General features: G+C 58.8%; 20 protein-coding genes. 11 read left to right on the forward strand and 9 right to left on the reverse strand.

Translation table 11 applies throughout. The annotated features are described in order from the left end of the window. Positions 1 to 3: 3 nt before the first annotated feature. From RY113_RS03260 to RY113_RS03275, 4 genes are all read right to left on the reverse strand, one after another. On the reverse strand, positions 4 to 1,002 hold the full coding sequence (locus tag RY113_RS03260) for a diacylglycerol kinase family protein (protein WP_315913448.1): 999 nt from the start codon (positions 1,000 to 1,002) through the stop codon (positions 4 to 6). Between the two features lie 48 nt (positions 1,003 to 1,050). Continuing rightward, positions 1,051 to 1,884 carry a phosphatase PAP2 family protein gene (locus RY113_RS03265; protein WP_315913450.1) on the reverse strand — a complete coding sequence of 278 codons (834 nt, stop codon included), beginning with the start codon at positions 1,882 to 1,884 and terminating at the stop codon, positions 1,051 to 1,053. Between the two features lie 53 nt (positions 1,885 to 1,937). Beyond that, positions 1,938 to 3,014: an App1 family protein gene (locus RY113_RS03270; RefSeq protein ID WP_245932305.1), complete on the reverse strand. Its 1,077-nt coding sequence runs from the start codon at positions 3,012 to 3,014 to the stop codon at positions 1,938 to 1,940. Positions 3,015 to 3,142: 128 nt separating this feature from the next. Next, complete coding sequence (locus RY113_RS03275; RefSeq protein ID WP_373366691.1) at positions 3,143 to 3,544, reverse strand: ArsR/SmtB family transcription factor; 402 nt, start codon at positions 3,542 to 3,544, stop codon at positions 3,143 to 3,145. Between the two features lie 99 nt (positions 3,545 to 3,643). On the opposite strand from RY113_RS03275, the gene RY113_RS03280 reads away from it, so the two are divergent. From RY113_RS03280 to RY113_RS18480, 4 genes are all read left to right on the forward strand, one after another. After that, a complete protein-coding gene (locus RY113_RS03280) occupies positions 3,644 to 3,775 on the forward strand; it encodes a hypothetical protein (RefSeq protein WP_315913453.1) in 132 nt (43 codons plus the stop codon). A 67-nt stretch (positions 3,776 to 3,842) separates the two neighbouring features. Continuing rightward, complete coding sequence (locus RY113_RS03285; RefSeq protein ID WP_110107562.1) at positions 3,843 to 4,259, forward strand: arsenate reductase ArsC; 417 nt, start codon at positions 3,843 to 3,845, stop codon at positions 4,257 to 4,259. 29 nt (positions 4,260 to 4,288) lie between these two features. Then, a complete protein-coding gene (locus RY113_RS03290; protein ID WP_396334205.1) occupies positions 4,289 to 5,089 on the forward strand; it encodes a hypothetical protein in 801 nt (266 codons plus the stop codon). A gap of 85 nt (positions 5,090 to 5,174) precedes the next feature. Beyond that, on the forward strand, positions 5,175 to 5,480 hold the full coding sequence (locus RY113_RS18480; protein WP_396334206.1) for a hypothetical protein: 306 nt from the start codon (positions 5,175 to 5,177) through the stop codon (positions 5,478 to 5,480). Here RY113_RS18480 and RY113_RS03295 read toward each other — a convergent pair. From RY113_RS03295 to RY113_RS03305, 3 genes are all read right to left on the reverse strand, one after another. Continuing rightward, a complete protein-coding gene (locus RY113_RS03295; RefSeq protein WP_315913455.1) occupies positions 5,449 to 6,603 on the reverse strand; it encodes an acyl-CoA dehydrogenase family protein in 1,155 nt (384 codons plus the stop codon). The two genes, RY113_RS18480 and RY113_RS03295, sit on opposite strands and share 32 nt — an antisense overlap. A gap of 132 nt (positions 6,604 to 6,735) precedes the next feature. Further along, positions 6,736 to 8,262: a long-chain fatty acid--CoA ligase gene (locus tag RY113_RS03300; protein WP_315913457.1), complete on the reverse strand. Its 1,527-nt coding sequence runs from the start codon at positions 8,260 to 8,262 to the stop codon at positions 6,736 to 6,738. Further along, positions 8,259 to 9,170, reverse strand: a complete 912-nt coding sequence (locus RY113_RS03305) for a CoA transferase (protein WP_315913459.1) — start codon at positions 9,168 to 9,170, stop codon at positions 8,259 to 8,261. Before RY113_RS03305 ends, RY113_RS03300 begins: the two co-directional genes overlap by 4 nt. Positions 9,171 to 9,262: 92 nt before the next feature. Here RY113_RS03305 and RY113_RS03310 point away from each other — a divergent pair, with 92 nt between their 5' ends. After that, the gene (locus RY113_RS03310) at positions 9,263 to 9,898 is read left to right on the forward strand and encodes a TetR family transcriptional regulator (RefSeq protein WP_315913461.1); all 636 of its coding nucleotides are present in this window, start codon (positions 9,263 to 9,265) and stop codon (positions 9,896 to 9,898) included. Between the two features lie 127 nt (positions 9,899 to 10,025). Here RY113_RS03310 and RY113_RS03315 read toward each other — a convergent pair whose 3' ends face one another. After that, positions 10,026 to 10,682 (reverse strand): pyridoxal 5'-phosphate synthase, encoded by a 657-nt coding sequence (locus RY113_RS03315; protein ID WP_110106260.1) that lies wholly within the window; start codon positions 10,680 to 10,682, stop codon positions 10,026 to 10,028. 207 nt (positions 10,683 to 10,889) lie between these two features. Here RY113_RS03315 and RY113_RS03320 point away from each other — a divergent pair, with 207 nt between their 5' ends. From RY113_RS03320 to RY113_RS03345, 6 genes are all read left to right on the forward strand, one after another. Beyond that, on the forward strand, positions 10,890 to 11,741 hold the full coding sequence (locus tag RY113_RS03320; protein ID WP_315913465.1) for an SDR family oxidoreductase: 852 nt from the start codon (positions 10,890 to 10,892) through the stop codon (positions 11,739 to 11,741). A gap of 116 nt (positions 11,742 to 11,857) precedes the next feature. Further along, on the forward strand, positions 11,858 to 12,250 hold the full coding sequence (locus tag RY113_RS03325; RefSeq protein ID WP_315913467.1) for a VOC family protein: 393 nt from the start codon (positions 11,858 to 11,860) through the stop codon (positions 12,248 to 12,250). A gap of 214 nt (positions 12,251 to 12,464) precedes the next feature. Further along, a complete protein-coding gene (locus RY113_RS03330) occupies positions 12,465 to 14,675 on the forward strand; it encodes a glycosyltransferase (protein ID WP_315913469.1) in 2,211 nt (736 codons plus the stop codon). After that, positions 14,672 to 15,976 carry a glycosyltransferase gene (locus tag RY113_RS03335; protein WP_315913471.1) on the forward strand — a complete coding sequence of 435 codons (1,305 nt, stop codon included), beginning with the start codon at positions 14,672 to 14,674 and terminating at the stop codon, positions 15,974 to 15,976. Before RY113_RS03330 ends, RY113_RS03335 begins: the two co-directional genes overlap by 4 nt. A gap of 194 nt (positions 15,977 to 16,170) precedes the next feature. After that, a complete protein-coding gene (locus tag RY113_RS03340) occupies positions 16,171 to 16,356 on the forward strand; it encodes a CsbD family protein (protein ID WP_110106265.1) in 186 nt (61 codons plus the stop codon). A 78-nt stretch (positions 16,357 to 16,434) separates the two neighbouring features. Next, positions 16,435 to 16,695 (forward strand): GlsB/YeaQ/YmgE family stress response membrane protein, encoded by a 261-nt coding sequence (locus tag RY113_RS03345; protein WP_110106266.1) that lies wholly within the window; start codon positions 16,435 to 16,437, stop codon positions 16,693 to 16,695. Between the two features lie 78 nt (positions 16,696 to 16,773). Here RY113_RS03345 and RY113_RS03350 read toward each other — a convergent pair whose 3' ends face one another. Beyond that, positions 16,774 to 17,682 (reverse strand): sigma-70 family RNA polymerase sigma factor, encoded by a 909-nt coding sequence (locus tag RY113_RS03350; protein WP_315913475.1) that lies wholly within the window; start codon positions 17,680 to 17,682, stop codon positions 16,774 to 16,776. Positions 17,683 to 17,893 lie beyond the last annotated feature (211 nt).

Here is a 17,893-nt window from a genome sequence, read left to right on the forward strand (position 1 = left end):
TGCTCAGTTTTCAGAGGACAGAAGCAGCTGCGGGCTGGTGTGGCTCTGGCGCCCGCTCACTTCGGATTCACTCTTTTTCTCTGATGAGGCACTCATCTTGATGGTCAGTGCCAATGGATCAACACTTACCAAGAGGTGAGATACCAAGCCCACAGGGTCGCCGTCGATCTGGAATTCTTGCGGGCTGCTCAGGGTGATCTCTGCTCTCTTGCCCGCAAGGGACCGTACCGCGCGGCTCTTTCCTCGGCCCAAGACCCCGGCCACTACGCCTAGCCACCCAAATTTTTGCTGCGGAGAGAATGTCATGAGATCCAGAATTCCATCTGTTGGAACCGCGCCCTGGAAAATTTCTAGGCCACCCATAACTTTTCCACAATTACCCACCATGACACCTCGAACCTTGTGATGCGTCTCTGACTTTCCGTCCATGGAAATATGGGCAGTGACAGGCTCCCCCCGCAGGTTCCGGATGCCCGATTCTACATAAGCGAGCCAGCCCACGCGGTCCTTGAGGCCTTCCATGGTGTTGGACATGATGGCCGCATCGTAACCGAGTCCGGCTGCGACCAAGAACGTCAGTTCTTTCGCACCATGGTCAAGCGCTGCCACGATGACGTCGATCTTGCTCTCGGCCCCTTCCAACACTCCCAGCACTGCTTTCGCCGGGTCCTCGATATCAATCCCCAGGTTGCGCGCTAGTAGGTTCCCTGTCCCCAAGGGCAGCAATCCCATGGGGGTGTCCTGACCGGCAAGAACCTCGGCCACAGCGCGAATAGTGCCGTCCCCGCCGCCGGCAATTACGACGTCGACCCCGGCCTCCAGCGCTTCTGCGGCCTGGCCACGTCCTGGATCGTCCTGGGTAGTTTCCAGCCAGAGTGGTTCATCCCATCCTGCGTTGATGCACAGTTCCGTGATGGTTGCCTGGAAATGTTCGTCGGGGGACTTCATGGGATTGATAACCACGGCGGCTCGCTTGCCCTGCTGCGGGTTGTTCTTTGTCATCGGGGCCTCATGTTTTCGGGGAATCGAGCGGTGAACTTAATTATTAGCCTAGCTGGAGCCCGGAGGTGTCCGCTTGACGGTCAGGAACAGGCGATGTGCCGTGATGACCATGACCAGCCACACGGTACCGAGAGTCCAAGCCACGAGAACATCCGTGAACCAGTGGTGCCCCAGATAGATGCGGCTCAATCCCACTGTGAAAGCAAAGGCTCCAGCCGCGAGCACTGCAACGATTCGGCCCCGACGGCTTTCTAAACGCAGGATGATCAGGTAGGCCACAACACCGGCGATCACAGTTGCATTCAACGTGTGTCCGCTCGGGAACGATGGCGAGTATTCGTAGGGCGGGATGGCGTCAGCCAGTGGCGGGCGTGCCCTACCAAAAAGATGCTTGCCAACAATGGTCATCAGCAGCGATCCCGCGGCTGCGGTGAGAAGAAGAATCACCGGAGTCCACGAGCGGCGTTTGAGCGCTAATACAACCATGATGGTGGCAGCCACGATGGGCATACCGATGGTTCCGGCGATGTCGGTGTAACCCGTCGCGATCGCATCCATCCAGGGCGAGCGTACGCTCTTGGCGGCCTCCAGCAACGGATGATCCAGCGCTGCAACTCCATCTGCCTCAGCGACAGCCTCGTAAACTTCTGCGGAAACGTAAGTCAAAGCTGCCGCAATTACTGCGCCGGCGGTGAGCGTGAGAATCAGCGAGGCGTGTGGGCCTAGCCGGGCGCTGAGCCACCGCACAACACCGACGAGCCAGCGTCCCAGGGGTGCCCGCCAACTGGTGAGGTCAGTCTGCCCAACAAAACGGTCGCTATCCAGTTCACCGGAACTGCCGGACTGCGGGTCCCTGGATTCGGGGTGTGGTGGTTTCTTCATACTTTAGCCTTCCCGTTTCTGGTTGCACCGAAAAAAGTGCATTATGTGCGGCATCAGAGAAAACCAAGGTCCTGCAACTGTTGGGCGAGTCCGGCCCCGTCAGGAGCAGATACCCATGCAGCCTCGCCGCGGAGGAACTCTGATCTGGGCTCGTGGGCACGGCCTCCAGCTAATAATGCTTCCCCGGGGGAGAGCTCTCGGATGGCAACCGCGGCTGTCTGTGCGGCGTGAGAACGTGCAAAGTCAGCATAGATTTCCGGGTCATGTTGACCGTCGTCGCCCACTAGCAACCACTGGATGTTGGGGAATTCCTTGGCCAACCGTTTCAAATTATTGTTTTTGTGTTCTTGTCCGCTGCGGAACCAGCGTTGACGGGTGGGCCCCCAATCGGTGAGCAGCAGCACGCCTTTTGGATAGAGGTTCCGCTCCAGGAATCGCACCAGCGCCGGGGCTACGTTCCACGGTCCGGTCGAGAGATACAGGACAGGAGCGCAGGGGTGTTTATCTATGAGCCTATCCAGCAGAACGGCCATGCCCGGAGTGGGTGTGCGCGCCTTTTCGCTCAGAACAAGGGTGTTCCACAATGCGAGGAAGGGCCTGGGCAGTGCCGTGACCATGACGGTGTCATCAATGTCGGAGACGATCCCGAAGGTAGTCTCCGGAGCAACAATGAGGATGTGCGCCTCCGCAGGGGGCGCCTCTTTGCTGCGCAGGATGATGGTGTGCCATCCAGGATCCAAGGAAGCTTCTACTACTACGTCCACAAGCCCGCCGGAATCGGCGTGCACAGTGTGGATAGCGCCGTCGATCTCCACCTCTACTTGGCTGTTGCGGACGTGCACGCTGGTGAACGCCCGCCAACCCCGGAGCTTGCCGTTGGTTGCAGGGGGCTTAGATTTTAGGACCACGCGCGCTAGAACACGCACCCACGTTGTAGTGCCGTAGCCGGGGTAGGCGACGATGGTGGGAGTGAAACCAGTGGCGCGGGCCACCCGTGTTCGTAGTCCGTGGAGAACATCCGCCGTCTGCATCACCAGCCCGAGCACCGCTGGCGCTGCGGGGGTAGTGTCCTGATCCTGCTCTTGTTCGGAGGAAGTTTGTTGCGCTGATTGGTCTGAAGCTGAGGCCATGGTTCTACTTTGCCATGTAGTGGGCCAAGAGACGTACTAGCACGAGCCTAGGAGGGCGTGAAAATTTTTGCGCAGCTTACTTCTACAGACTGCTGGGCATGATCTGGAATGTCCTAGGGCGCACGAACCTATGAAGAACACACGAGCGTGGCCGCTAGGCTGTCCAGCGGTCCGGGAACGAGTGAGTAGTAGGCCCAGACGCCACGCTTTTCGCGATTGAGCAGGCCTGCGTCCACCAGGATCTTCAGGTGGTGCGAGACAGTGGGCTGGCCCAGCCCCAGCGGTTCGGAAAGGTCACACACGCAGGTTTCCGCATCCGGGGATGAAGAAATAATAGAGAGGATGCGCAGCCGGTTGGGATCGGCCACGGCTTTGAAGCGCGTGGCGAGGGATTCGGCGTCGGAGACGCGCAACAATTCTTTTCCGAGGGAAGGGGTGCAGCACACAGCTTGCGATTCCGCGGCAGAAGCCGGCGCCTGTACCTTGTCTAGTACCGGGAGAACTTGTACCGGGACAACAGGTGAGCTCACGTGGTGTGCCTGGCTTTCTCAGCATTGAAGCTCGGGACATCTTGGGAGATTGACAATCATCGATGTACGTCACCATATTCGAGATATTGATGTTCATCGATGTCTGATTTTTCTGCAGACCGTGCCGTGACGCTTGCCGCCGCACCTGTACAGACGGGGCCGCTCAGCGCCAAGCGTTCTCCCGTGGACCGCTTCTTTGCGGTGTGGGTTTGGCTCCGTCTTTTATGGTGATGCTGGCCTATGTTGCCCTCTGGTCTCGCAAGTACTTCACCACCGTCACCCCATAGAAGGTCAGCGCATGAATACTTCACCCAAGCCGTCCGTCCTGTTTGTCTGCATTCACAACGCCGGACGCTCGCAAATGGCGGCTGCCTTCCTGCATCACCTCTCGGGCGGGCAAATTGAGGTCCGCTCCGCGGGTTCAGCCCCGGCTGACATGGTTAACCCCGCCGCAGTGGCGGCGATGAAAGAGGTAGGCATTGACATATCCGCCGAAACTCCCAAAATCCTGACCACTGAGGCTGCCAGGGAATCCGACGTCGTCATCACCATGGGATGCGGGGACACCTGCCCCATCTTCCCGGGTAAACGCTACGAAGACTGGGAGCTCGAGGACCCCGCGGGACAAGGCGTGGATGCTGTGCGCTCTATCAGGGATGACATCCATGCGCGCATCGAAACCCTCATTTCAGAGCCTCTGCCCGCCACCAAATAGCACCCCTGCCGCCCCAGGAGGAGACGAGAATGAAGCAGATATACCCCGTAGTCATCATCGGAGCAGGTGCTGCCATCCGGGAGTGGGGGCATATCAAGCTTTTCTCTACATGGCGGTATAACATCGATGCCGCGGCACGCAGGCTGCTGGAAACTTCTGCCGGGAACTATGCAGGTGGCTGGGAAACACCGAGGGAAACCCGTCTGCCCACCGGTGCGGAACTGGTCCCTGAATACCTCCAGCCTCTGGCCAACCACCCGGTACTGGCTCCCGTGATCAGCTACGGCCACCGCGTCATTCACATCACCCGTGTCAGTGAGGATGGCAAGGGCGTGGACAAAACACGCACCCAAGGCCGGGAGGATTCGCTCTTTCTGATCCGCACGGAAACCGAAGCCAAGGATGCAGGATTCATCACCTCACCGTTGCCGGATCCACTGAGCGTGGACCGAGACCAGTTCTCAGGAAAAACCATCCTGGTATTGGGGGCGGGGCATTCGGCGGCGAACACGCTGATCAACCTCGGCCGGCTGCGCCATCAGAGCCCCGGATCCACCATTTTGTGGGGACTGCGCGGGACAGCAAACCCGGTACGCCTCTACGGCGGCGGAGCAGTAGACCAGTTGCCAGCCCGTGGGCAACTGGGCACGTCTCTGCGCCGCTTTGTTGACAATGGTGACATCACCATCGTGGAAAATGCCTCCGTAGCCTCATGGTTGACCTGCTGGTTCCTGCCACGGGGTTCCGCCCCAACCTGGCCATGCTTTCCGGGCTCCGCCTGGGCCTTGATCAGATTGTCGAAGCCCCTGTGCCCTGGGGCCGCTCATTGACCCCGAATGCCATAGCAGCGGCACGGTCACCGCGCATGGAGAACGCATCCTGGCACACCCAGAACCCGGCTTCCACATTGTTGGCATGAAGAGCTACGGTCGCGCCCCTACCTTCCTTCTGGCTACCGGATACGAGCAGGTCCGCTCCATCGCAGCAGCCTTGGCCGGGGACCGGACGGGCGCCTGCACTGTCAAATTGCAGCTACCCGAAAGCGGTGTCTGCTCCACCGATCTGGGAAACACCTGCGATGCGCCGGCAACGAGCGGCTACACACCGGAGGCCGATTCCTGCGCCGGCACCTCCGAGCCAGTTTCACCTGCGCTCAGGTGCTCCGCAGTCAGGCGAGGTGGCTTCGCAGTCATAGTGATCGGGCTACTAGTTCCTTCATGATCTCGTTGGTGCCACCGTAGATCTTTTGAACGCGCGCCGCCGCATACCGGCGCGCAATGGGGTACTCGGTCATGTAGCCGTAGCCGCCGAAGATCTGAAGGCAACGGTCAGTGACCTTGTTCTGCATGTCGGTGGACCAGAACTTTGCCAGAGAAGCAGTGGCTGCATCGAGGTCCCCGGCCATGTGCTCCGAGATGCAGTGGTCCACGAGTGTTCGGGTGGCTAGGGTGTCCGCAACACACTCTGCGAGTACGAACCTGGTGTTTTGGAATGACATCAGGTTCGCACCGAAGGCATCCCTGTCAAGGGCATACGCTGAGGCTTCGCGCACGGCGGCCTCGCACTCGGCCGCGGCCGCGACGGCGATCGCAAGCCGCTCCTGGGGGAGCTGCTGCATGAGCTGGACAAAGCCCTGGCCTTCAACGCCGCCCAGCATATTCTCTGCCGGAACCCGCATGTCCACGAAGGCGAGCTCACGAGTGTCTTGCCCGTGCATACCGATTTTCTCCAGAACGCGGCCACGTTCAAACCCTGCCAGGCCCGCAGTCTCGGCCACAATGAGCGATAAACCCTTGCCACCCTTTTCATCGCCGGTACGTGCCACGATGATCAGGAGGTCGCAATGGGTTCCGTTGGTGATGAACGTCTTCGAACCATTGATCACGTAGCTCTCACCATCGAGGGTGGCTCGAGTGCGGATACTCTGGAGGTCTGAACCTGTTGAGGGCTCGGTCATGGCAATAGCGCCGACCAGTTCGCCGGAGGCCATGCCGGGGAGCCAGCGCTGTTTCTGCTCTTCGGTACCACATGCGGCAATGTAGTGGGCCACGATGGCACTATGAACAACATTGGCCCAGGCGGAGTCGGCAATGCGGGCCTGCTCCTCCATGATGACCGCTTCGTGGGCAAAAGTGCCGCCACCGCCGCCATATTCCTCCGAGATGCTGATGCAGAGCAGCCCGGCCTCGCCAGCTTGGCGCCAGAAGTCCCTGTCCACACAGTGTTGCTCGGCCCAGCGCGCATGATGCGGCAGGGATTCCTTGTTCAGGAATGTGCGGGCCATGTCCCGCAGATCGTCGAGTTCCTCGGTCAGCCAAGGTGAACGGTAATTATCCAAGATCATGTGCGTGCTCCTATTTTCCCAAGAAGTGCGGCGTGCGCCGTTCGGTGATTGGTACGCGGCCCGTGCGGAAGCGGTGGCAAGGGTTTGCGGGAGCTTCTGCTTGCGGGAAGTACGGGGCGGAAAGTGCGGATCTCAGCCACGAACTTGATCCCGCAGGTGATGCTTGAGTATTTTTCCGGAAGGGTTGCGTGGAATCTCGGCGATGACGAGCTCGCGCGGCAGCTTGTAGGCGGAGATTTTATCGCTGGCATACTCGCGCAGTTCCTCGAGGGTGACGGTGTGATTTTCCCGTGGGGTGATCACGGCCACCACGGTCTCACCGTAGATCTCGTGCAGGCGGCCCACGACGGCGACGTCGGCCACCGCCGGGTGGCCGGAAATGGCACTTTCAACTTCGGCGGAGTAGACGTTGTGCCCGCCTGCGATGATCATGTCCTTCATCCGGTCAACAATGGTGATGTAGCCGTCGGCGTCTATTTGTGCCAGATCACCGGTGTGGACCCAACCGTCCCGGATGGTTGCCGCGGTTGCTTCAGGGTTGCGCCAGTACCCCTTCATCATGGTTTCCCCGCGCATGATCATCTCGCCTACCGTTCCCGGTTCGGCGTCGTTCCCGTCCGGGTCAACAATGCGCACCTCGGTGTTCGCGATGGGGAAGCGGCCGCTGGCCGAAGGGCGCTCCAGCACCTCTTCATGCGTGAGCAGGATCCCACCGGGCCCGCCTTCGGTCTGCCCACAGGCTTGGACGATCCACGCATTGGGCAGGGCAGCAACAATTTGCTGTGCCAGTCCTGAGGGCATGGGTGCGGCGCCGTACATGCAGATGCGCAGGCTGGAGAGATCCCGCGTAGCCAGGCTGGGGGTCCGCATGAGGAATGCGTACATGGTAGGCACCCCGAAGAAGAATCCGATCCGCTCCTTCTCGATGGTTTCCAGTACCTTTTCTGGGTCGAAGGAGGGCAGGATGACGTGTGTGGCACCGAGCATCATGCCCGGAATCAGCACCAGGTTAAGGTCCGCGGAATGGAACAGCGGCGCCACATGCAGGAGTTTCTCGCCCACTCGCAAGCCAAAGCCGGCCATCGAGTTGATGCTGACCCAGATGATGCGGTGGTGATCGAACAGGGCTCCCTTGGGTTTTCCTGTGGTGCCGGAAGTGTAGATGATGAGCGCGTCGTCATCCTCGGCAACCTCGACGGCGGGTGGTTCACTTGGCTGTTGGGCGGCGCAGGCCAGAACATCCTCATAGCCGGTTGCGCTGCCGAGGGCCAGCACCGGCACCTCCACTTGATGAGCATCGGATGATTGCCAGGCTGAAATTACTCCGGCAACCTCGGTCCCAAAGACCAGCAGTTTTGCCTGCGTATCGTTGAGGAAGTACTCAATCTCCGGCGGAGCGGACCGCGGGTTCACAGGCACCACAATGGCCCCGGCGCGGAGGCCCGCATAGAGGGCAATCACGAATGCGTCGCTGTTCCCCGAAACAATCAGGAGCCGGTCTCCCTTGGCCAGGCCGCGGGTGATAAATTCGTTGGCGAGTTGACTGACCCGCCTATCCAGCTCGGCATAGCTGTGCGTCACCGCGCCAAAGCTAAGTGCCGTTCGGTCTGGGCAACCCCGGGCGGTGCGGGCAAGAATTCCTGCAAGATTGGGCATCATGACTCCAATGAGGTTGTGCCGGCGGTATTGACGGTGTTGGCGGTGTTGGCGGAATGCTGGTGGGCAAAGACTGGTTCGGCAACTGCTCTGTGTGGTTCGCGGACGGCCACGAGCGGGATGTCGTACTCGATTCCCAAGGCTGTCCAGTGAGAGGTGGTCTGTGCGGCGAATGCGCGTGTCAGGTCCTCGCGGGTGGAACCCACCTGCGCGGCGAGACGGGCAGCAAAATGTGGTTCGATCGCGGCGACGGCAACGTATCCGTCTGAGGAGGCATAGAGGCCGTATTGCGCTATTGCCCCGCCAAGGGGGGATCCGGGGGCGGTGAGACCATGCCGGACAGCGGCCGCGGCTGCGTGGGCTGCCTCGTCCAAAACTACTCTCTCGTGCACGTACCCAAGGCCTTGGTCCCGCTGGCGCAGCGCCGCAAAGGTGGCCACTACTGCGCGTTCGGAGCCGAGCAGATCTGCAACGGGTACAAGGGGCATAGCCGGGGCCAGTATGGTTCCATGGACGGCCTGGTAGGTCAGATCGTGGCCAGCCTGCTCAGCCTCGGCGCCGTCGTGGCCAACAATCTCAACGAGTGCGATTCCCTTGTCCCTGAGGGTTCCTTCAAGGTTCATTCTTGCCAGTGCTGAGGGGCGCATCGAGGTCAGTAGTACCTGTGCACCAGCGAGCAGGCCCTCAAGCTGGGTCCGTCCGGTTGCTTCCTTCAAGTCCAAGGAGATGACTTCCTGGCCTTGCGTCAGTTCGGCATACCAACCCGGCGCCACGCTTTTGAGCGGGTCGCCGTGGGGTGGCTCCACTTTGATGACACGGGCACCCAGCTCGGTCAGCCGCGAGGCAGCGAGTGGTCCGGGAAGGTTGATGGCAAGGCTGACTATGGTGGTGCCAGCCAGTGGGTGGGACATAGGTGCTCCTGACGACGGTGTCTCCAAGCTCTCTGTACAGTTGTACAGTATGCGTTACGTTAGTTCAATAGTTTGTGGTCTAACATTGCAGTGTGAGTAAAGAGAGTGTGAACAAAGAGTTTGAAGCAAGCCCTGAAGCTGCCCCGAAGGCTTGGCTTGCCGGAGACCTGACCGCCAAGGCGCGCATTCGTAATGCCGCGCTCAGTCTGTTCGCTCAGCATGGTGAGGACGGGACATCCATGCGCGCTATCGCGGCGGCGGCGGATGTCACAGTGGGGCTCGTAGTCCATCATTACCGGACCAAGGACGGGTTGCGTGAGGCAGTGGACACGCTCATCGTTGAGCTCTTCGCCACTACTCTGAGCTCCACACCAACCACCGGCGCTGCGCGGGAGGTTGTGGGACTCCGCGATGCCGCTGTGGAGCAGATGCTCCGCGAGAACCCAGCCATTGTGGACTATTTGCGTCGGGCACTTTTAACGGGACCGGGCTACCCCGGGGATGTACTGAGCCGGCTTGCGGCGCTCACAGCTGATCAAGTCAGGGACCTGCGCGGGACAGGATTGGCCTCGACGGATCGCAGCGTGACAGAACAAACCGTCACCACCTTGGTCCGCCAGTTTGGGCGGTTGCTGCTGCAGCCACTTGTGGTCCGGATTGTGGAGGAGTTCGGGGAACCAGGTGAGCATGCGCCAGAGCTGGTTGTGGGCGTAAAAAGCCCAGAATGACCCGGCACGGGATGAACAAGATCAACTGAAACCTGAAAATTAATGGTTGACTGCAGTTTCTGCCGACGTTCTACTGACCTCTTACTGATCTTTTACTGACGTTCCGGTGACGGGCTCTAGCCCTACCTCACGGCCACAAGCGCTGCTTTTCCCACGCAGAATCGGTCCGTAGATAGCGCAGGCGTTGGTGGTTGCGGTGAGGATCGCCCTGCCAAAATTCCACGGATTTAGGTACAACAGTCCATGCCGCCCACTGGGGAGAAACAATCTCCGGATCGAGCTCCATGGCGGCTTGAGCTTGTTTGATGAGTTCCTCGCGTGCGGCATCTGTTGCAAAGGTGGAGCTCTGTGGAGCAGCCAAAGCATTGACTCTGGTTTGCGGGTGTCGTGTCAAGAAGTCAGCGGCTGATTCTGCTGCGGTAGCCCGGTGCGCGGTTCCGCGGATTCGCACAACGCGGTTGAGCGTACTCCAGTAGAACGTCAGAGCGCACTTTGGATTTGCCAATAGTTGGGCCCCTTTTGTCGAGTCGTCACCCGTTGCGATCCTGAAACCACAATCGCCGTTCACGTCCTTGACGGTTAGCACCCTGGCATCGGGCATCCCGTCCGCATCGACAGTGGAAAGTATCGCTGCGTACGCCTCAGTCAAACCGGCATGGATCGCGTCCTGACGCCAGCGCAGGAAGAGCTCATGAGGGAGGTCCGGGGCTGACGCCACAGCGAAACCTGGCTCCTGCCCAACAGTTGGTGGAACCGCTCCGAACCCATCGCCACGTGTCTGCATGCTCTCATTCTCCACAACAGCACACCATTGGGAAAGCCCGAAGCGGCTGATGGCAGAGCGGCCTACGGCTGTTCGCGATTGGATATTCCGGCGGTGAGCGGCGGTGAAGGCATCGAGAAATCTTGGATAAGCTCGTAGCATTCCTCGATGCCCGGCAACCGGGCATCGAGAAAATCCAAACAAACTGTGTGATCTGAGGAGTATGAAATGGCTGTAGTGATTGCCGGCTGTGGTGACCTCGGAACTGAAGTTGGACTCCGGTTCGCTTCTCTGGGCCACCGGGTAATAGGGCTTCGGCGCTCGGCTGCGAAGCTGCCAGCCGAAATCGAGGGACAGGCTGTTGATCTGTCCGCAGAGGTGCCGAAGCTACCAGCGGAGACCACCATCGTGGTGATTGCCATGAGCCCCGATGAGCGCAGCGTGGAAGGCTACAGGTCCGCCTACGTAGAAAGCGTCCTGCGCGTTGCCGAGGCAATCCGTGAAGACTGCGCTGCTCCACCGCGCGTGCTGTACGTGTCATCAACAGCGGTGTACGGCGTTGACGATGGATCTTGGGTTGACGAGACAACGCTTGCCCAACCCACCTCGCCTACTGCAGTGGTGCTGCTAGAAGCAGAGGAGACCTTGCTCAAGCTGATTCCCGAGGCGGTTATCCTGCGCCTTGGAGGAATTTACGGGCCAGGCCGTACTCGGGAAATTGATCGTGTACGTCAGGGGATCACGACTATCTCCTCTGAGCCAGAATTCAGCAGTCGGATTCATCGTGACGATGCGGCAGCCGCAGTCATCCACCTCATGACCCGCCAGGATTGGCCTGAGAGTGTCTATATCGGCGTTGACGATCACCCGGTTGATCGTCGCGAAGTTGTTGAATTCTTGGCACGCAGCCTTGATTTGCCCGCGCCGGAAGTCACCAACAATTCCTCGAGCGGGCAGGGGAGTCACGGCAAACGATGCCGCAACAACAAGCTACGGGAAACTGGATTCGTGTTTTCCTACCCCTCATATCGGGAAGGCTACGCGGCCGTTCTTGACGGGGCCGGAGTCCGCCACGCCTAAGGGATCCGGTGCTCGGATGGGTCCGAAAGGCTGTATCAGTCACATCACGTTCTGGGATTTGAGATGCGGTATCTTGGGGAGAGGTTTGCCGCCGAAAAACTACCACGAGGACACTCATGCCTGCCCTGCCGCATATTGACCATCTGGCGCTGACGGTGACGGACATAACCGTCAGTACAAGCTTCTATTCTCGACTATGGGAAACCGAACCTACGGGGTATATGGATGATGGTCCGTTCATACGCCGCATCTTCACGCTCGCCGGCGGACTCACCTTGGGGCTGACCCAGCACACCATCAGTTCGGCAAAGGACTTCGATGAAAAAAATCCCGGCCTCGATCACATCGGATTCGCGGTGAAGGGTAGAGCAGGGTTGCTCGAGTGGCACGACCATCTCGAAAAACTTGGTGTCGAGCACAGCGGGTTGGTTGAGGCATCCTACGGAACAGCCCTCAGTTTCAAGGATCCGGACGGAATAGCTCTGGAATTCTTCTTAGCGGCAGACTAGCCGCATTCACGAGGGTGCAGCTCACCTCACCCTCGTTGCCTCAATCGTGGCGACAAGATTCGACTTTTGGATTGCAGAACAGCCGGATGCGTGCAGTGATCTTGTGGGTAAACTGTGACACCCCGTTTGGCATATTTGACCTGTCAGTGATTATTATCATTGTTGTAGGTAAGTTGCTATCCTGGCGAGAAACTATCCATGAAGAGGTAAACGCGTGAGGGTTCAGAACTGTCTTGACGCCTTGAAGCATGCTGATCGTCTCGTTGATGCCTTGCGGCTAGCAGACGATCTGGCAGTACAAGCGAGCCAAAACGGTGGTGTGCGAAACATCCGCATCCTCCGCAACGCCATCAGTTCCAAGGACCAGATTGTTGCGATTGCAGCAACGCATGCATTGGGACAGATGGTGGATGAGGAGGCCGACAGTGTTCTTTCTGACCTCCTCTCCAGCGAACACGGTTTCATTCGTGAGCATGCGGCGTGGGCACACCGTTCCCGCTCTCCCCATCTAGAATCCATGGGCAGGCTTGTTGGGCTCGTTGCTTCTGGCGGATTTGCGGGGATGTTATCCCAGCGGACTCTTGAAGCGTGGGGTACTTCCGTCCCTGAAATGGTTTCCGTTTCCCTGGAAAGTGCACTACTGGGTGTAGCTAGAGTTGAAAGCCGCTACCGGTTGGTGGAGACGCTGGGTTTGGTGCAACACGCCATCTCCACGACGCTGCTGTTGCGCCTGGCCAATGACCCTGGCGAGGACATGTCCGTACGCAGTGCGGCTGTTGCAGCCTTGGGGCAAAGAAGGGGACAGCCTAAAGTAGTAGAACTGCTGACACTTCTCGTTGAGGGAGGAGGCCATCTCGCGGAGGTTGCCAGACTCTCTCTCATGGACCTCGATGTCCACGACGTTCCAGATATTGACCTGGACATGCCGCAACAAGGTTCAAATCTGACAGTTGCCCAACTTTTTCTGAACGCTGATATCGATGCGCACCTAAGCCATTCCGGAAGCGGTGACAATGGCGGCATTGCCACGTTGTTGGTGCGTCTTGGCGACGCCCTCGTGGCTGGTCAGCAACGCAATCCAGATGACGTTCGGGTGGGCGGGGGCCGTAACCTGCAGGTTGACCGTGTGCTCACCCTTTCTCGAGGAAAAGCGGAAGCTGCATCACAGAGCATGGCAGCATTGGGCAACATCGAGCAAGGCCACGTCTACGGCCATATACCGTTGCTGCAGGACCCCAAACAATCAGCGAATCCCTGGACTTTTTGGGTCGCTGCCCGGCGTGGCATCAGCCGCCTACTCAGGGCTGCCGGGAACGTTGACGTGCTTCACTTGCGAATGGCAGATGTAGGCAGCCTTGCCGCCTTCGACGTTGCCCGGGCCCTCGATATCCCGGTGGTGTTCACGGTGGCACCGGATCCGCACGCAGTCATCAACTCCATGGATCTTGCTGGCACTCTCAACCGGGAAAACTTTGGAACCACTGACGAGATTGAACATTTTTGGTTCCGCGCCCGCCTTGTTCAACGACTCGCCGCCAATTCAGCCCATACCGTTTTTTTCCCCCGGCCTAATCTTCGGCACGACATCAACGAGCTGATTGGAATTGATATTGGCAAGGAACCACAGCGGCACACCATTGTTCCTGAGGGCATTGATCTGGGCGTGATTGACCAGGCTGTTCTTGAAGCCGAGTCCCTCGTCTCCGGGGGTCCAGCTAGCCCGGCGCTGCTGGAACTTCGGGACCTTCTCAACGCTCTTCCCGCCGAACGGCGCGCGCTGCCGCTACTGACAAGTGTGGGCCGGTTGCACCGGGTCAAGGGGATGTCAACGATAGTTGAAGCCTGGGCAGGTTCTGATCTGCGTCACCGGACCAACCTTTTGATCATTGGCGGGAATCTCCAAGATCCTTCAGCGGATGAACGCGAACAGCTCCAGCTCATCAACGGAACTCTCAGTCCTGAGGTGCAAAGCCAGGAAGGGCTGTTGATTGTCGGTCATCGCCCGAACGACACAGTTGCCCGATGGATCGCAGCAACCCGCACTGGAATTCCTGGTTTTGCCGGTCCCAATGGTGTGTATGTTTGCGGGAGCCTAAAGGAAGAGTTTGGCATTGCGCTTTTGGAGGCCATGGCAACAGGCTTACTGGTGGTTGCCCCGGATGCTGGTGGCCCCGCGACGTATGTGGAACAAGAGCGGACTGGATTTCTTACCACCACTTGGGACACTGCGTTGCTGGCTGGGGCCATTAATGATGCGCTGGTGTGTGCGGCTAATGAAGTAACAGACACACGGGCGCTCTACTCCCGCAGTGTTGTCCAAGATCGCTTCACTATAGAGGCGATGGCCCACACACTGAACCAGGTGTACAGCAACGTGCACCAAAACGATGTTCAATTGCGACGAGAATTGATGGCCAGCGCATGACACTTTTGATCATTAGCCCAGACTACGCCTCACACCTTTATCCTCTGGCGGCCTTGGGAACTAGCTGGTTGGCTGCTGGCGAGAGGGTTGTGGTTGCGACCGGGCCTGCCACAGCATCCATCGTGGAGTCCTTTGGCTTTGAACACACACCCCTGCAACTTAGCCGTGGCTCAAACCCAGGTGTTATCCGTGCCGAGGAACAGCCTCAAGGTGAGGATGATGCACTGCGGGGCTTCTTCTCAGCCACGCGCAACGGGATGATAGACACCCTGACCTTCCAGGCTGAGGCCCGCATGAACGATCTGATGTGGGAGCCTGTCAGCACAGCTAGGGCGGTGCAGGCCATCATTGAGGAGATCCAACCACACACAATCATTGTGGATCATTTGGCGTTCAGCGCGCGTCTTGCCATGGTTGCTGCAGGGGTCCATCACATCGACGTGGTCCTGGGCCATCCCACGGCATTGCCCTTGCCCCTGGCCGCGGAAGTCTATGGGTATCCTCCGGCATGGCCGGCTGCATTCTCTCCTGACGAGAGCGAACTGCAAGAGCTGAAGAACTTGTGTTTGCAGGTCAGTGAATCATTCACCACCGAGTGGAACCAAGCGTTGGCCGAGTTGGCTCCCCACCTCCCACCTTCACCTGACGCCTTCGCCGAGCACGGGGACCTACTCGTTTTTAACTACCCTGAGGAGTTGGTGCCAATGGAAAGGAAGGAGCTGCTGCAACAACACTTGTTCCTGGGCTCCTCCGTGCGTGCTGAGCCAACCGATCCGCGCGTCTCACAGTGGATTGCCTCCACCAATGAACCCTATGTATACGTCAGCTTCGGCAGCTTTCTTTCCGTGCGTTCGGACGTCCTGATCAAAGTTGTCGCGGCACTACGTGAATCTGGGATTAGAGCTGCTATCGCCTATGGTTCTACGGAATTGGAGTCCCTCGGTGAAATTCCGGACCATTGGTTGGTGGGTGAATTCCTGCCGCAAGTTACCTTGCTGGAGTCTGCTGCCGTAGGTGTTACCCATGGGGGCAACAACAGTGTCACTGAATCAATGACGTTTGGTGTGCCGTTGGTGGTTTTACCCTTCTCCACTGACCAGTTCGCCGGCGCCGCTGCTCTTGAATCCACCGGCTTTGGTGCAGCCCTCGCACCAAACACAGCCACCGTGGAAGAGATCAAACGTGCTCTTGAAACCATGTTGGCACTGCCAATGGATAAGCGCACGGCGTTGCATGAGCTCGGGCAAACACTGCGCCAAGGAGATGGGCCGAACCGGATACGTTCTGCTCGGAATGCCTAGTTTCTGACCCCTGCTTTGGCTCGTTATGGGGTTAACGCAGCAGAGAACTTGGCATCGAAAATGTTTGGATTCCTCAGTTGGGGGAATTGTAATGGTTGAGGCTCGTGGCGCCATTGCCGCTGAGCCCGGGAAACGGATCGAAAAGCAGCGGCCGGGTGGCCTCTGATGCTTTTCGTTCCCTGAAGGAGACAACCATGGGTATCGCAGACAAGTTTGAGAATAAGGCCGAAGAGCTCAAGGGCAAGGCCAAGGAGCACATCGGTTCAGCCACGAATGATCAGGGCCTTGAAGCGGAGGGCCAAGCGGACCAGGCCAAGGCCGGTGTCAAGCAGGCTGGTGAGCACATCAAAGATGCTGCCAAGGACGTCACTGACCGCTAACGGTTGCGCCGTCACCTGGGTGAACCCACATTGGGCACGCCCCTCGATCTGAGAAGTTGAACTAAAAGGAGTTATTTCATGGGTTTTATTGCGTTCCTGATACTGGGACTCATTGTTGGTGCGATAGCAAAAGCTATCCTCCCCGGCCGCCAAAGTGGCGGCATCCTGATCACCATGCTTTTAGGAGTGGTGGGGGCCTTGCTCGGGGGATGGATCGGTAGTGCGATCTTCGGCGTCGGGCTTGAGAATTTTTGGAGCCTGCAAACCTGGCTGGTCGCTATTGTAGGTTCACTGGTGGTCTTGGGCATCTATGGCGCCATTGTGGGGCGCAAGGCCTGAGATTAGGGTGAGCCTGTCCGCCATCCTCTACGGAGGATGGCGGACAGGCTCACTTCAAGCTATTTACAGCGTTTTCGTCTACTTATCCGCGGGATCGGTCAGCCGACGCCCGAGGCGGTCGAGTAACCGTTGGAGGCGTCGGGAAATTTGCATTTGACTGACCCCGAATTCCTGAGCAATCTGCCCTTGCGAGAACTCAAGCACGAAGCGCAAATGAAGTAGGCGCCTATCTTCCTCGCTCGTGTCCCGCAAAGCCGCTTCAAGCGTTAGCTTTTGCTCAACTCGTTCATATCCGGGGTCCTCCGTCGCCAGACAGGCGGCATGGACTTGGCCCTCGTAGCTTGTTGGCGCGTCATTTTGTTCAATCGGCTGGGCCACCATTGCCATCTCCGCTAACAAGGCCAGTGTGGTTTCCGCCACTGATAAGCCAGCTGCCACACTCAGGTCGGCAGTTGAGGGAGCCTTGCCTAGATGCTGCGTCAGCTCGGGGCGCACCTGCCTGATCTTGAGCCTGGCTTCCTGGATGGGCCTAGGCGGCCGCACCACCCAAGAATGATCCCTGAGATACCGTTTGAGCTCCCCAGTGATGGTGGGCACGGCAAAGGCCATGAACCCATGATTTCCGGATTCGCGATACCTTCTGGCAGCCTTTACGAGTCCAAGCCTGGCTACCTGCTGCAAGTCTTCGGCCTCACACCCGGGCGCACTATAGCGGCGCGAGAGAGCATCGGCTAGACCCATGAACTGCAGCACCAATTGAGCCGCGCCCGCCCCGGACTCTGAAATCGCTGCGTGTGGGGAGAGGGGAAGGTCAACAGGCGAGGGTCCTAGTGAAAAAGTGCGAGAGGCTGACTCCTGCAAAGCACTTCCCGGTTTGGAATCACGGGACAAGGGAGAAATGCTGACTTGTTGATAAACAGTGGGCATTCTCTGCTCCGGACGTACGCTCTCTTGAAGTCTGGACCGCTGAGTTTGCGAGAACAGCATGCTGCACACTTCCGCCGCGGTCAGTGCGCTGCCGGACGTAGGGCAGCGAGTTTCTCGAAAGGGATCGGGTATCCGTCCCAGGCGTGGCCGAATCCTGACAGGAAAACGTTATCGGCCGAGAAAGTACGCTGACGGTGCCGGCCGGATGCTACAGCCCACACAATAGAAACGTGGTTCCCCTCGCGTGCAACCGCATATCCGTGAATCTCGA

It is taken from the genome of Arthrobacter sp. lap29 (assembly GCF_032458965.1).
In the GTDB taxonomy this organism is placed as follows: Bacteria; Actinomycetota; Actinomycetes; order Actinomycetales; family Micrococcaceae; genus Specibacter; species Specibacter psychrochitiniphilus.

Excerpts from the sequence above, each read along its gene's own strand:
- RY113_RS03260 (WP_315913448.1), bottom strand. The coding sequence starts at position 1,002 with ATGACAAAGAACAACCCGCAGCAGGGCAAGCGAGCCGCCGTGGTTATC.
- RY113_RS03265 (WP_315913450.1), bottom strand. The coding sequence starts at position 1,884 with ATGAAGAAACCACCACACCCCGAATCCAGGGACCCGCAGTCCGGCAGT.
- RY113_RS03270 (WP_245932305.1), bottom strand. The coding sequence starts at position 3,014 with ATGGCCTCAGCTTCAGACCAATCAGCGCAACAAACTTCCTCCGAACAA.
- RY113_RS03280 (WP_315913453.1), top strand. The coding sequence starts at position 3,644 with ATGTCTGATTTTTCTGCAGACCGTGCCGTGACGCTTGCCGCCGCACCT.
- RY113_RS03285 (WP_110107562.1), top strand. The coding sequence starts at position 3,843 with ATGAATACTTCACCCAAGCCGTCCGTCCTGTTTGTCTGCATTCACAAC.
- RY113_RS03290 (WP_396334205.1), top strand. The coding sequence starts at position 4,289 with ATGAAGCAGATATACCCCGTAGTCATCATCGGAGCAGGTGCTGCCATC.
- RY113_RS18480 (WP_396334206.1), top strand. The coding sequence starts at position 5,175 with ATGAAGAGCTACGGTCGCGCCCCTACCTTCCTTCTGGCTACCGGATAC.
- RY113_RS03295 (WP_315913455.1), bottom strand. The coding sequence starts at position 6,603 with ATGATCTTGGATAATTACCGTTCACCTTGGCTGACCGAGGAACTCGAC.
- RY113_RS03300 (WP_315913457.1), bottom strand. The coding sequence starts at position 8,262 with ATGATGCCCAATCTTGCAGGAATTCTTGCCCGCACCGCCCGGGGTTGC.
- RY113_RS03305 (WP_315913459.1), bottom strand. The coding sequence starts at position 9,170 with ATGTCCCACCCACTGGCTGGCACCACCATAGTCAGCCTTGCCATCAAC.
- RY113_RS03315 (WP_110106260.1), bottom strand. The coding sequence starts at position 10,682 with ATGCAGACACGTGGCGATGGGTTCGGAGCGGTTCCACCAACTGTTGGG.
- RY113_RS03320 (WP_315913465.1), top strand. The coding sequence starts at position 10,890 with ATGGCTGTAGTGATTGCCGGCTGTGGTGACCTCGGAACTGAAGTTGGA.
- RY113_RS03325 (WP_315913467.1), top strand. The coding sequence starts at position 11,858 with ATGCCTGCCCTGCCGCATATTGACCATCTGGCGCTGACGGTGACGGAC.
- RY113_RS03335 (WP_315913471.1), top strand. The coding sequence starts at position 14,672 with ATGACACTTTTGATCATTAGCCCAGACTACGCCTCACACCTTTATCCT.
- RY113_RS03340 (WP_110106265.1), top strand. The coding sequence starts at position 16,171 with ATGGGTATCGCAGACAAGTTTGAGAATAAGGCCGAAGAGCTCAAGGGC.
- RY113_RS03345 (WP_110106266.1), top strand. The coding sequence starts at position 16,435 with ATGGGTTTTATTGCGTTCCTGATACTGGGACTCATTGTTGGTGCGATA.
- RY113_RS03350 (WP_315913475.1), bottom strand. The coding sequence starts at position 17,682 with ATGCTGTTCTCGCAAACTCAGCGGTCCAGACTTCAAGAGAGCGTACGT.